The 13,511-nt window shown below is 72.0% G+C and carries 9 protein-coding genes; 2 read left to right on the top strand and 7 right to left on the bottom strand.

Going from position 1 to position 13,511, the window contains the following annotated elements:
- Positions 1 to 43: 43 nt before the first annotated feature.
- The 5 genes from AB0M11_RS21105 to AB0M11_RS21085 all read right to left on the bottom strand — a co-directional run bounded on the left by AB0M11_RS21105 (position 44) and on the right by AB0M11_RS21085 (position 7,827).
- Positions 44 to 1,624, bottom strand: coding sequence for an LCP family protein (locus AB0M11_RS21105; protein WP_365707692.1), 1,581 nt, complete (start codon positions 1,622 to 1,624; stop codon positions 44 to 46).
- Positions 1,625 to 1,807: 183 nt separating this feature from the next.
- Positions 1,808 to 3,466 (bottom strand): LCP family protein, encoded by a 1,659-nt coding sequence (locus tag AB0M11_RS21100; RefSeq protein WP_365707690.1) that lies wholly within the window; start codon positions 3,464 to 3,466, stop codon positions 1,808 to 1,810.
- A 231-nt stretch (positions 3,467 to 3,697) separates the two neighbouring features.
- Entirely contained in the window at positions 3,698 to 5,410 is a 1,713-nt protein-coding gene (locus AB0M11_RS21095) for an LCP family protein (RefSeq protein WP_365707594.1), read from the bottom strand.
- 242 nt (positions 5,411 to 5,652) lie between these two features.
- The gene (locus AB0M11_RS21090; RefSeq protein WP_365707592.1) at positions 5,653 to 6,774 is read right to left on the bottom strand and encodes an LCP family protein; all 1,122 of its coding nucleotides are present in this window, start codon (positions 6,772 to 6,774) and stop codon (positions 5,653 to 5,655) included.
- Between the two features lie 297 nt (positions 6,775 to 7,071).
- Positions 7,072 to 7,827, bottom strand: coding sequence for a TIGR03089 family protein (locus AB0M11_RS21085; RefSeq protein ID WP_365707591.1), 756 nt, complete (start codon positions 7,825 to 7,827; stop codon positions 7,072 to 7,074).
- Positions 7,828 to 7,956: 129 nt separating this feature from the next.
- On the opposite strand from AB0M11_RS21085, the gene AB0M11_RS21080 reads away from it, so the two are divergent.
- Together AB0M11_RS21080 and AB0M11_RS21075 are read left to right on the top strand one after the other, a co-directional pair.
- A complete protein-coding gene (locus AB0M11_RS21080; protein WP_365707589.1) occupies positions 7,957 to 9,453 on the top strand; it encodes a peptidoglycan recognition protein in 1,497 nt (498 codons plus the stop codon).
- 161 nt (positions 9,454 to 9,614) lie between these two features.
- On the top strand, positions 9,615 to 10,697 hold the full coding sequence (locus AB0M11_RS21075) for an NDP-sugar synthase (protein ID WP_365707587.1): 1,083 nt from the start codon (positions 9,615 to 9,617) through the stop codon (positions 10,695 to 10,697).
- 380 nt (positions 10,698 to 11,077) lie between these two features.
- Here AB0M11_RS21075 and AB0M11_RS21070 read toward each other — a convergent pair whose 3' ends face one another.
- Together AB0M11_RS21070 and AB0M11_RS21065 are read right to left on the bottom strand one after the other, a co-directional pair.
- The gene (locus AB0M11_RS21070; RefSeq protein WP_365707585.1) at positions 11,078 to 12,088 is read right to left on the bottom strand and encodes a DNA-3-methyladenine glycosylase 2 family protein; all 1,011 of its coding nucleotides are present in this window, start codon (positions 12,086 to 12,088) and stop codon (positions 11,078 to 11,080) included.
- A gap of 83 nt (positions 12,089 to 12,171) precedes the next feature.
- The gene (locus AB0M11_RS21065) at positions 12,172 to 13,473 is read right to left on the bottom strand and encodes a coenzyme F420-0:L-glutamate ligase (protein ID WP_365707688.1); all 1,302 of its coding nucleotides are present in this window, start codon (positions 13,471 to 13,473) and stop codon (positions 12,172 to 12,174) included.
- Positions 13,474 to 13,511: the final 38 nt, after the last annotated feature.

Genomic DNA, 13,511 nt, shown 5'->3' with positions numbered 1-13,511 from the left:
TCGGACGCTTCGGGTGCCTTGGGTGCCTCGGGCGGCGTGGGCGTCACCAGGAGTAGTCCGGGTCGACGTGCATGCACGCCGTGGTGTCCGCGGCGTTGAGGGCGTTCGCCGAGGCCGGGGTGGTGTCGTCGTCGGCGGTGGCGGTGTACGTGGCGCCCGAGCGCCAGTCGGCGCCGACGACCAGGGTGACGCCGTCGGCGGAGGTCGACTTCCGCACCTGGGCGGCCGGGATGCCGAGCGCCTCGGCGACCCGCCGGGCGTCGCCCGCCAGGTCCGCGCTCGGGTAGCGGACCAGTGTCCGTTCCTCGCCCCGCGACGCCGAGCCGTCGGCCGCCGCCCTGGTGAAGCCCTTGCCGGCCAGCAGCTCGGCGACGGCGGCGGCCCGGCCGGTGACGGCAGACTCGGTGCCGCTCCGGGTGCCGTTCTGCACCCGCACGGCGATCCTGTCGTCGGCCGCGGCCTTGTCGCTGACCTTCGTCGCGGTCGTGGTCGTCTTCGGTGTCTTCGTCGTCTTCGTAGTCTTCTTCTCGTCCTTGCCGTCCAGCGCGATGTCTTCGCGGACCAGCCGCCACAGCTTGGCGGCGTCGGCGGGCTTGGGCAGGACACGGTTGCCGTCGGAGGAGTACACGTACGGCATCGTCGTCATGGTGATGCGGTCGGTGGGGACCTTCTTCAGCTCCTTGCTCAGGTCGTAGAGCTTGGTGACCGAGCCGAGGCCGGTGTCGACAGTGAGCGCTCTGGTGGCCGTCTCGGCGAGCGCCAGCAGCCTGTCCGGGTTGCTCAGGGTGGCGTTGGACCGCAGCTGGCGGACCATCGAGTTCATGTACATGTGCTGGGCCTTGGTCCGGGCTATGTCGCTGCCGTCCTCGAAGCCGTAGCGGGTGCGCAGCCACTGCAGGGCCTGCTTTCCCTTGACCGAGGTCGTGCCCTTTCTGAGCTTCAGACCTGAGCCGTGGCCCGAGGAGGTGTGCGAGTAGATGTCGGCGTCCACGCAGACCGGGACCCCGCCGATCGCGTCCGCCATGGACACCACGCCCGAGAAGTCGACCATCATGAAGTGGTCGATGTGGATGTCGGTCAGCTTCTCCCAGGTGGCCACCGTGCAGCCGGGCCCGCCGCGTTCTAGGGACGCGTTGGTCATGGTGCCGGTGGTGGCCGGGTACACCGTGCCGGTGTCGGGGTCGGTGCACTTGGGGATGGAGACCAGGGTGTCGCGCGGCATGGACACCACCGACATGTTGGTGCGGTCGGCGGAGAGGTGCAGCAGCATCTGGACGTCGGCGCGGGCGGCGGTGCCGATGTCCCTGGCCCCGCCGAGCTTCACGTTCTCCGCGGTGTTCCGGGCGTCGGAGCCGATCAGCAGGATGTTCAGCGCGGTCTGGCCGGCCGCGTTCGCCTTCGTGGCGGTGGCCCGGTCCTTGGCGTCGGCGTTGGTGAGGTTCTCCTTCTTGATGTTGCCGTTGAGGTGTTCGTAGTACAGGTATCCGGCGGTGGCCGTGCCGGCCATGGCCAGCGCCAGGAGCGCGGCCGACCAGCGGACGATCCGGCGGCCGCGGCGTCCGCGGTCGCCGTCCGCGCCGGGTCTGTCCGGCCGGCCGTCACCGTCCTGTGGGGTGAGGGGCATGGTGTCCGCGACCGTGGACAGCACCTCGGACACCTCCCCCCGCACACTGCTGCGCACCACGTCGCCCGCCCTCCCGATCGCCCTGGCACCACACCCGGAACGTCCGGGCACCTGACACGGCGGCAGTGTCGTGCAGCGGCTTAGGAGTCACCTGTGTCCGCCTGTGCGGACCTGTGCGCCGCGCTACCAGCGGTAGGGCGCGTATACGTCCATGCACTGCTTGGTGTCCGAGCCGTTGATCGCGTCGGCGTTGTCCGGCAGGTCACCGGCCTTCGGCGCGGACTGCTTCGGGTACGTCGTCCCGTCCCGCCAGTCGGTGCCCACGACCAGCGTGACCCCTGACACGTCGGTGGTCTGCTGCACCTGGCTCACCGGGATGCCCAGGGCCTCGGCGACCGCCTGGGCGTCGCCGGCAAGGTCCGCGCTCGGGTACTGGACGACCGTCTTCTCCGCCGACTCCGCGGCGACCGAGGTGTCCGCCGCCGCCCTGCCGTAGCCCTTGGCGACCAGTTTCTGGGCCAGCGCCCGCGCGCGGCCGCTGACCGGGGCCTCGGTGGCGCTGCCGGTGGCGTTGCGCACCAGCACCCCCAGGCTGCCCGCGGCGACGGACGGCGCCTTGGTGGGCCGGGCGCTCGCCGTGGCCTTCTTCTTGCCGCTCTCCGCGGCGGAGCCGTTCTTGTCGAGTGCCACGTCGTCGCGCAGCATCTGCCAGATCCGGTCGGCGCCGGCGGTCTCCGGCACCACGTGGTCCCTGTTCTGCGGGTCCTGGACGTTCGGCATCGTCAGGCTGGTGACACGGTTGGTCGGCACCGACTTCAGCTGCATGCCCAGGTCGTAGAGCTTCTTGGGGGTGCCGATCTCCTCGGAGACCGTCAGGGACTTGGTGGCCGCCTCGGCCAGGTCCATCAGCCTGCCGGTGTCGGTGAAGACGTTCTGCCCCTTCAGTGTCCGGATCATCGAGTTCAGGTACATGTGCTGGGCGCGGGCCCGCATCAGGTCGCTGCCCCAGGCGTGCCGGGTGCGCAGCCACTGCAGGGCCTTCTCGCCCTTCACCTTGTGCGTGCCGGCCGTCATCTTCAGCCCGGAGCCGCCGGGCACCGCGGCCGTCGGCCGGTCCCACACGTTCTGCTTCACACAGACGTCGACGCCGCCGATGGCGTCCGCCATGTTCACCACGCCCGAGAAGTCGATCGTGATCCAGTGGTCGATGTAGACCCCGGTGAGGTTCTCCCAGGTGGCCAGCGTGCAGCCGGCGCCGCCGCGGGCCAGCGACTCGTTGATGATGGTGTTGGTCGCCGGGTACACCTTGCCGGTCTTGGGGTCCGTGCACTTGGGTATGTCGACCCTGGTGTCCCGGGGGATGCTCACCATGGCGGCGCTCTTGCGGTCCGCCGACAGGTGGATCAGCATCTGCACGTCACCGAGCGGCGGGCTGCCCCGGTCGTACTTGGCGCCGCCGAGCTTCACGTTCTCGTCGGAGTTACGGCTGTCGGAGCCGATCAGCAGGATGTTCATCGGCGTCTGACCGGCCGCGTTGGCCGCGGTCTTGCGCGCCTTGGCGTCACCGCTGCTGCGCTCGCCCTTGTGGATGTTGCCGTTCAGGTGCTGGTAGTACAGGTAGCCGGCCCCGGCCGTGCCGAGGACCACCACCGAGAGCACGGTCGCCGACCAGCGCAGCACTCGCCGGCCGCGCCCGCCCCGCCCGGTCCGGCCGTCACTCCGGCCGCCGTTCGGCCCGTCGGACGAGGCGCCGCCCGGTCCGCCCGCCGAGCCGCCCTTGCGGCGCGCGCCGCCGGGCCCGGGTCTGCCCGTGGTCCCGGATGCCTTCGGTGCGAGGGACATCGTGTCCTCGACCGCAGGCACCTCCCCCCGCACATCGCTCTGCGTCAACGCCCTGCCCTCCCCACCCTGCGCCCTGCGCGCACCGGTCCGCCGTCACGCCCCCCCGTCGGACGTCACACGGACCACGCGGGTCCGCCCCGCGCCCGGTTAGACGCACGACGGACCCATAGGGTTACCTGCTTGTTCGCGGTTACTTGGTGGTCGTGTCGCGTGACTCTTCGTCGCCGCGCCCTACTTGGCGCAGGTCACCTTGTCCGCCGTCGTCTTGCTGTCCACGTCCGGCGCCTTCGTCGGGGTGGTGAGGGAGACTCCCGCTCCCTGGAAGTCCTTGCCCAGCGTCAGGGTGATCGCGGGCAGACCCTGGGAGTTGATCACGCTCTTGCCGGGCTTCATCGCGGAGCCGGACAGCCCCATGAGACTGGCCAGTTCACGCGCCTGGGCGGCCTGGTCGGGCGCGTACTCCAGGGTGGTCCTGCCGAGTTCGGCGGGCGCGTTGCCGGCGTTCTCCGACTTGAGGACGCCCTGCTGGTTCTGCAGCCAGCTGAGGGTCTCCTGGGCGCTGCCGGCCGGAGCCCCGCCGTTGAGGATCCGCACCCGCACCTCGGAGGCCGCCGACTTGCTGCCCTCCAGGCGGGCGGCCGCCGCGTCCTTGCTGGCCTGGGCCTGCTTCTTCTTGACGGCCGTGAAGGAGACGTCGTCCTTGATCGCCTGGAAGACGGCGGGGGCCTTGGTCTCGTTGAGCACGACGGTCGCCTTCACCTTCTCCGCCGGGTTGTCCAGCACCGGGACGGTGGTGAAGGTCAGGTTCTTCGGGTTGAGCTTGCCGAGCTCCAGACCGAGGTCCTTCAGCTTGCCGATGCTGTCCAGCTGGGAGTCGACGGTGAGCGCCTTGGTGCCGACCTCGGCCAGCTTCAGCAGCTTGGTCGGGCTGGTGAGCGTCGAGTTGGAGCTGAGTTTGCGCATCAGGGCGCTCAGGAACTGCTGTTGCAGCTGGATCCGGCTCAGGTCGCCGCCGAAGCCGACCGAGTGCCGAGTGCGCACGAACGCCAGCGCGGTCTCGCCGGAGATCTTGTGGGTGCCCTTGGACAGCTTCAGGTGCGACTGCTTGTCGTCGATGTCCTTGCCGAGGCAGACCTCCACCCCGCCGACCGCGTCGGTCAGCGTCTTGACCGCGTTGAAGTCGGCCACCATGAAGTTGTCGGCCTGGATCCCGGTCAGCTCGGTCACCGTGCGCACGGTGCAGCTGGCGGTACGGCCGTCCTGGCCGAGGCTGGTGTTGAAGCGGACGTTCTCGGTGCCCGCGATCACCTTCTCGGTCCCGTCCGACTGCTGCGTCTGGCAGTCGGGCACGTCGACGATCAGGTCACGCGGAATGCTCAACGCGGTGGCGTTCGAGCGGTCCTTGGAGATGTGCAGCAGGATCGTGGTGTCGGCGTGCCCGACGCTGCCGGCGTCGCCGTAGCCCTCGTTGCCGGCGCCCGTCCGCTTGTCGGTGCCGATGATCAGCAGGTTGATCGCCTTGTCCTTGCTGAAACCACCGGTGCTCGCGCCGTCGTCGGAGACGGACGTGATGTTGTCGTTGAGGTGCTTGATGTAGAGGTAGCCGGCGGCCGAGACGGCGACCAGGACGAAGGCCATCGACCCGCCGGTCCACAGCAGGGCCTTCTTCGCCTTCGACTTCTTCTTCACCGGCCGCCGCGAACGCCGCCCCGCGGGCGGCTCCGGCTCGGCCCGCCGCCTGCGCTGCGCCGGCACGTCCGGGCTCACGGTCTCCCGCCTGCCGCCCGCGCCGACGCCCGGCGAGGCCGGTCTGCGCGGCCCGGGGACCGACGACTGCGGTGCGGAAGGTGTCAGTCGCAGTTCGTATTCGCCGGTGTTCGGATTGAGCACCCACTGGTCTGCGGGATCGATGTTGTCCGCCCGCCCACGGCCTTGCGCGTCCACGGTTGTCCGAATCCTCCGTCGGGGCCACGCGGCGCCTTCCCCCCACCAAGGCGCTCGGTCACGTTTCGCGGTGCGCGACCCCAGGACGGACCTCGCGGCCGGATGCACCGGAGCGCTCACACTATCCGCCCAGTTCAGCGTCAAGTGACGCCAGTGACAAATTCATCCTCCCTACAAGCGGGCAATCCACCTCATTTAACTGACAACGAACGGCCCGGAAGTTCGCCGCCTTGGCGCGTGCTTTACGCGCAACTGTCCTCGGCGGCGGTTTTACCGCGGAACGTGGGCGTCGAGGAGTTCTCGGAGGAGGCGTTCTTCTTGGCGATCCGCACCGGCCGGTCCGCCCGCAACAGGGCGAACAGGGCGTCCGCCCGGCCCGTCACCAACTGGTCCCGGTTGGAGTCGTACACGTACGGCTCCCGCGGCACGGTCAGGAACTGCACCTGGTCTGTGGGGATCTCCCGTATCCCGCGCACCAGCTGGTACAGCCCGCGCAGACTGGCCAGCTCCGGATCGGTGGTGAGCGCGGAGGTCGCCGCGTCCAGCAGCGGATAGAGCTTGGCCGGATTCAGCAGTACGTCACTGCTCCGCACCTTGTTGACGAGCGCGCCCAGGAACTGCTGCTGGCGCTCCATCCGCCCGGTGTCACTGCCGTCCCCGAGCGACTTGCGCGCCCGCACGTACCCCAGCGCCTGCTCCCCGTCGAGGGTGACCCGCCCGGCGGGCAGCCGCAGCTTCGCCGCCTTGTCGTCGATCGGCTTCTTCAGGCACACCTGCACCCCGTCGACCGCGTCCACCACGTTCTTGAACCCGCTGAAGTCGACGACCACGTGGTGATCGATCCGGATGTTCGTGAGCTTCTCTACGGTGCGGATGGTGCAGGCCGAACCCCCCACCTCGAAAGCCGAGTTGAACAGCGTGAACGAGGGCTCGCTGCGCCGTCCGTCGGCACGCAGGCAGCCGGGCACGTGCACCATCAGGTCCCGGGGCAGCGAGACGGCGGTGGCGCTGCGCCGGTCGCGGGCCAGATGCAGCAGGATCGTGGTGTCGGAGCGCTGGGTGCCCGAGTCCTTGCCGTAGCGGCCGTTGCCGTTCCCGGCGCGGGTGTCCGACCCGATGAGGAGGATGTTCTGCGCGTCCCGCACCAGCGCGGTGGGCCGTTCCCGCTCGTACCGGGCGAGCTCGGCCTCCGCCGCCTCGTCGGCGGTGATGTTGTGACTGAGCTTCGCGTACAGCGCCCAGCCGCCGCCGACGGCCCCCACGAGCAGCACGCCCGCACCGAGGGCCACCCCCCGCACCCAACACCGCCGACGCCGCCGGGCAAGCCCGTCCCCGGTGGCGGATGCCCCTACGACGTCGGTCACCCCTCAACAGTGCCTCGCCCCGGCCCCAGAAGCGGCGACAACTGCTCCACCCGTGTGACCCACCCGGCTCGACGGGCGCCCGCTGCTGCCGGGGCGCCTGTTCCGGCCTGGCTGGGCGGGCGTCGGTTGCTGCCGGGGGGTGTCTGGTTACGCCTGGCCGGGCGGGCGTCGGCTGCTGGCGGGGGGTGCCTGGTCCCACCGTCTTGGGGGCGCGGGGAACTGCGCGAACGGCCCCCACGCGGCCGCAGCCGAAACACGGCCTCACCGCGCCGACGCGGCCGCAGCCGAAACACGGCCTCACCGCGCCGACGCAGTCACCCGCTCACTCTCGATCCGCTTGGCGATCCCTTCCTCCCCCAGCTGATCCAGATGCCGGCACAACACCACCGACCCGCCCACCACCAGCGGCGCGTACAACCCCGCGCTCAACCCCTCCCACGTGTCGTACCCCAGCCCCGACAGCAACCGCGACCCCGGCCCGGTCAGATCCAGCCCCGCCGCATCCCCGAGCGCCCGCTCCACGACCTCGGCCCCACTCAGCTCCGCCCCCGCCACGATCAGCGCGGCCTCCTCCGGATCCACCGGCGCGAACGGCACGAACCGGTCCCCCTGCCCCGGCACCTCGACGGCATAGTCGACGAATCCCTCCGGCGTCTGCGGGAACCGCCCACCCAGCGGCCGCAGCGCGAGAGCGACCCGCTCTCCCCGGCACGCCCGAGCCGCCTCCAGCGAGTCCGGCCCGCTGACGACCACGTCGGCCGCCCCCGGCTCCCCGGCCACGTCGGCGATCGCGCCCACCGACGAACAGGCCAGCAGCCACACCGCCGTCTGCCAGTGCGCCGGCAGCAGCAGGGCCACCCGGTCACCAGGCCCCGCCCCGAGGTCGCCCTGCAACAGATTCGCCGTCTTCGCCACCCAATTGGCGAAGGTGGCCACGGACAATTCGACGCGTTCGCCCGTCGCGTCGTCGTAGAAGGTCACCAGGGGGCGTCCGGGGTCCGCGGCGAGCGCGGAACGCAGCAGGTCGGCAGGGGTGCGATCGGTGGCGTTCACCCGCGCAAGCGTACGCCGCGCCCGGCGCCCGCACCGCCCGGCGGGGCCACCGGTTCGGCGTAACCGGACCCGACGGTGCGTCAGTTCCCGCATGGTCACTTCACTCTGACTGTGTTCAGTATCGGGGGCATGCGTGGATTCCTGACTTGCTCGATCGGCGTCACCTGCGCGGCGGCCCTCACCCTCCCGCCGGCCGTGCTGAACCTGCCGTCCGCGGCCGCCGCACCCGCGGAGCGGACCACGACGACCACCGGCCGCCCCACCGGGACGCCGGCCCTCCCCGGCAGCACCCAGTCGCTGCCCCTCACCCCCCTCGCCCCGCGCTCCCGCGAACGCGTCCTCGGCCAGGCCCCCGAACAGGGCGCGTACCGCGTCGGCGTACGGCACTTCTCGCTCCTCGGCGTCATCTGGGACGACCCCCGGAGAGAACTGCGTGGCACGGTCCAGGTACGCACCCGGTCCGCCGTCACCGGCCACTGGTCGGGCTGGCAGGACGTCGACACGCACAGCACCGACCACGGCGCCGACCCGGGCACGGCGGAGGCCGCTCCCGGCCGGGCGCACGGCGCCACCGCGCCCCTGTGGGTGGGCGACTCGAACGGCGTCGACGTACGCGTACGCGCCGACGCCGACGACAACCCGGGCGACGACCCGGGCGACGACTTCGGCGACGCCCCCGCTGACGACGTTTCCGCCGCCGACGTTTCCGCCGCCGGCGTCTCCACTGACGACGTTTCCACTGACGACGTCTCCGTCCCGCACGGCGCCGGTGCCTCCGGCGTCGGGCGGGACCTGCTCCCGGCGGGCCTGCGCCTCGAACTCGTCGACCCCGGCGACGACGCCCCGTCGGAGGACCCGCCCGCCGACACTCCCCGCAGCGACGTCGAGGCCGACGAGGCGGCCGCGGTCAACGCCGGCCTCGTGTCGTTCGCCGCCACCGAGATCCCCGCGCTGAGCAGGGAGGACACCGTAAGCGAGCTCCACGAACTGAACGGCGCCGACGCCCAGGCCGCCAAGCCGTACATCGGGCCGCGCCCGAGGATCGTCACCCGCCGCGGCTGGGGCGCCGACGAGTCACTGCGCGAGAAGGGGTTCGTCTACACGGGGAAGATCAAGGCGGCCTTCGTCCACCACACCGCCTCCGGCAACGGCTACCGCTGCTCCGAGGCGCCGTCCGTCATCCGCAGCATCTACCGCTACCACGTCGTGAGCATGGGCTGGCGGGACATCGGCTACAACTTCCTCGTCGACAAGTGCGGCACCATCTACGAGGGCCGCGCCGGGGGAGTGGCGAAGGCCGTCAGAGGCGCCCACACCCTCGGGTTCAACAACCACAGCATGGGCATCGCGGTGATCGGCACGTACGGCTCGCACAAGCCGTCCGCGGCCGCCGTGACCGCCGTCGCCCGGCTCACGGCGTGGAAGCTCGGCCTCTTCGGGGCCAATCCGGAGGGAAAGACATATCTGACCTCCGGGGGTGGCAATCTCTACCCAAAGGGGAAGAACGTACGACTGAACGTGATCTCCGGCCACAGGGACGGGTACGCCACCGAATGCCCAGGCGCCAAGCTCTACGCCAAGCTCGGCTCGGCCCGCACCAGCTCCGCGCGCCTGCAGGGACGCTGAGCACGGGGCCCGCGTTCACCGCCGTCGGGGGCAGTCGGGGGAAACCGCACACCCATGCCGCGTGGCACCGCGCGGCCGTCGAGGGCGCCGTCGCACGGTCTGCATACACTGGCCGGCCGACAGAGAGTTCGGCCGGTCCTGGCAGGAAGCAGAGACGACAGGTGACAGAAGCGATCCTCCTTGTCGGCGGCAAAGGCACCCGGCTGCGCCCGCTCACGGTCCACACGCCCAAGCCGATGGTCCCGGCGGCCGGCGTGCCGTTCCTGACCCACCAGCTGGCCAGAGCCAGAGCGGCCGGAGTGGAGCACATCGTCCTCGCGACGAGCTACCTGGCGGACGTCTTCGAACCGTACTTCGGCGACGGCGCGGCGCTCGGCCTGCACATCGAGTACGTCACCGAGGACGAACCGCTCGGCACCGGCGGCGCCATCCGCAACGTGGCCGCCCGGCTGCACTCCGGCCCGGACGACCCGGTCCTGGTCTTCAACGGCGACATCCTGACGGGCCTGGACATCAGCGCCCTGGTGGCCACCCACGAGTCGACCTCCGCCGACGTCTCCCTCCACCTCACCCAGGTGACGGACCCCCGCGCGTACGGCCTGGTGCCCACCGACGAGGCGGGCAGGGTCCTGGCCTTCCTGGAGAAGCCGCAGACCCCGGAGGAGATCGTCACCGACCAGATCAACGCGGGGGCGTACGTCTTCCGCCGCTCGGTCATCGACACGATCCCGGCGGGCCGCCCGGTGTCCGTGGAACGCGAGACCTTCCCCGAACTGCTCGCGGCCGGCGCCCACCTCCAGGGCATGGTGGACTCCACGTACTGGCTGGACCTCGGCACCCCCGCGGCCTTCGTCCGCGGCTCGGCGGACCTCGTGCTGGGCCGTGCCCCGTCGCCCGCGGTCCCCGGCCGCTGCGGCGACCGCCTCGTCCTCCCGACGGCCCGGGTGGCGGCGGACGCGAAGCTGACGGGGGGCACGGTGGTGGGCGAGGGCGCGTTCGTGGCGGAGGGCGCCCGGGTCTTCGGCTCGACCATCCTCCCCGGCGCCGTGATCGAACCCGGGGCCGTCATCACCGACTCCCTCATCGGCAACCGCGCCCGCGTCGGCGAACGTTCGGTCCTCACGGGCACCGTGATCGGCGACGGGGCGGTCATCGGCGCCGACAACGAACTCCGCGAGGGCGCCAGGGTGTGGTGCGACGCGATGATCCCGGCGAGAGCGGTGCGGTTCTCTTCCGACCAGTAGGGGTGGTGCGGTCCGCTTCCACCAGTTGGGGTGGTGCGGTCGCCTTTCGCCCGCAGGCGCGCGGGGGCTGATCGCGCAGTTCCCCGCGCCCCTGACGGGGCGCTGCACCCACCGCCTCTCCCTAACTCAGCCGCGGCCAGCCGCGCCACCGAGCCCCGCTCAGCTGCGGACAGTCGTGCCGCTGAGGCGGTACAGGTAGGCGAGTTCTCAGCCGCGGGCAGTCGTGCCGCTGGGGCGGCAGGGCTGGGCGATTTTCAGCCGCGGGCAGTCGTGCCGCTGGGGCGGCACGGGTGGGCGCTGGGGGTCCCCCCGGCCGAAGGCTGGGGGAGGCACCGTGCCAGCGCCGGTAAGCGTCCCCACCCCTCGGCCCCAGCCCCCCGTCACAACCGGCCGATGTCACCCCGCGACATCCGCGGCGCCCGCCTCGCCGGCGTATGCCCACTCAGCAGGATCAGCCGAGCCGCCCGATGCCGCTGCCCCGCATACGGCTCCAGCAGCCGCAGCATCGCCTCGTCATCGGCATACCGGTCCCCGGCCAGCGCAAACCCGACGATCCCCGGCAGGTGCAGGTCCCCGACGGTCACCGCGTCCGCCGCCCCATGACTGCGCTGGACGGTCTCCGCCGACGTCCACGGCCCCACCCCCGGCACCACCTCAAGCCGCTCCTGCGCCGCCTCCGCCGCCATCCCCACGGCCTGCTCCAGCCGCGCGGCGACCCGCACCGCCCGCAGAATCGTCGAGGCCCGCTTGTCGTCGACCCCCGCCTTGTGCCACTCCCAGGACGGGATCAGCGCCCAGGTGCGCGGCGCCGGCATCACCCACATCGGCCGCTCGCCCACCCCCGCGGGGCCCGGCGCCCGCTCCCCGAACCTCCGCACCAGCAGCCGCCAGGCCCGGTACGCCTCGTCGGTGGTGACCTTCTGCTCCAGGACGGACGGGATCAGCGACTCCAGCACCAGCCCGGTCCGTGTCAGCCGCAGCCCCGGCCGCCGATGCCGGGCCGCCGCCACGACCCGGTGCCGGGGCACGAACACGGAGGGGTCATCGGCGGAACCGAGCAGCTCCGGCAACTGCTCCAGCAGCCACTCGCCCCCCGGCCCCCAGGCCTCTCCTCGCACCTCACCGCCGTACACCGCGACCCGCAGCGTCCCCGGCCCGACGGGCGTCAGACTGGCCCGCCACACGGACCCGTCACGGGTGGCCCGGAAGGTCGGATCGCCGGGCCCCCGCCGCAGCGGCCCCAGCACCAGCCCCAGATCAAGGGCCCCGTCGGGTTTCCACCGCCGGACCCGCCCCGGCATGGTCGCCTGCCTCGGAACCCCGGCAGGCACGACGACCTGCCCACCCCGCACCGTCGTACGCGTGGGCTTGGGAGCAAACCGACCAGCCACTCAACGCATCCTAGGGCCTCAAGCGCCCCCTCTTTCAGGGCCGCCCCACGACGTGCACCGGCCGACGATCACCGCAAAGCAGCTCACCGCACCTCGATGAAGTCCCCGACCTCCCTCGGCGCCCTCTCCCGCGGAGCCTCCGCGGCCTGCCCCACCGCGACCGCCCCCATCGGCTCCCAGTCGGCCGGAAGCCCGAGCACATCCCGCACCACGTCCCGGCAGAACATGGTGGACGACACCCACGCCGACCCCAGTTGCTCCCCGGCCAGCGCGACCAGGAAGTTCTGCACCGCGGCCCCCATCGAGACCACGAACATCTCCCGCTCGGCGCCGTCGCGCCGCGGATCCCCGTACGTGTGCGAGCCGTCCCTCACCAGACAGGGCACGACCAGGTACGGCGCGTTCCGCAGCACGTCCCCCCGCCGTACCCGCTTGGCGATGGACTCCTCCGACTTGCCGTCCCTCCTCAGGTCGGCGATCCACGCGTCCCGCATCGCGTCCAGCAGCCGCACGCGCGCCTCGGCCGACTCCAGCAGCACGAACCGCCACGGTGTCGTGTGATGCGGGGCCGGTGCGGTCACGGCCGCGGCGACCGCCCGCCGGACGGCCGCGGGGTCGACGGGCTCGTCGGTGAACGCCCGCACCGTCCGCCGCAGCGTCACCGCCTCCCGGACCGCCTCGGACGTGCCGAGCCGGAACATGTCGCTGCCCGCGTCCCGGACCAGTGCCCGCGCGCCCTCCCCGTCGGCGCCGGCGTCCGCCACGACGTGGGCGAGGCCCCGCACCACGGCGACCGGCAGCCCCGTCGCCTTGCCCTTCACCAGGTCACCGGCGGCCGCGAGTTCGTCGGCCGTGGCGACGACCGTGGCGACCAGCGGATTGCCGTACGCGTCCACGCCCCCGCGCAGATCGTCCAGCACCGCCACGCCCGCGGCGCCGATGCCGACGTCCGTCAGTCCCGAGCGCCAGGGCCGCCCGAAGGTGTCCGTGACGATCACCCCGACGTTGACGCCCAGCGCGTCCCGCAGGCCCGCGCGGACGGCGCGGGCCGAGGCGTCCGGGTCTTCGGGCAGCAGCAGCACCGTCCCGGAGGGGGTGTTGGACGCGTCCACTCCGGCCGCCGCCATGACCAGACCCTGCCGGTTCTCCACGATCCGCAGCGCCCCGCGCCGGGCCACCACCCGGACGGTCTCGGCGTCAATGGCAGCCTCCCGGTCGGCCGCCCGGACGATCCGTCCCTCCGCCTTGGAGACGATCTTGGAGGTGACGATCACCACGTCGCCGTCGGCCAGCCCCGGTTCCGCCGCGGCGATCAGCTTCGCCAGGTCGTCGCCCTGCCGCACCTCGGGGATCCCGGGCAGCGCCCACACCCGGTACCCGGGCACCGCGTCGGCCGTGCCGGTCGCGTCGGCGGCCCCCGGCG

It is taken from the genome of Streptomyces sp. NPDC051987 (assembly GCF_040680735.1).
In the GTDB taxonomy this organism is placed as follows: Bacteria; Actinomycetota; Actinomycetes; order Streptomycetales; family Streptomycetaceae; genus Streptomyces.
The sequence above is the reverse complement of the archived record's forward strand: the minus strand, read 5'-3'. Positions and strand labels throughout refer to the sequence as shown.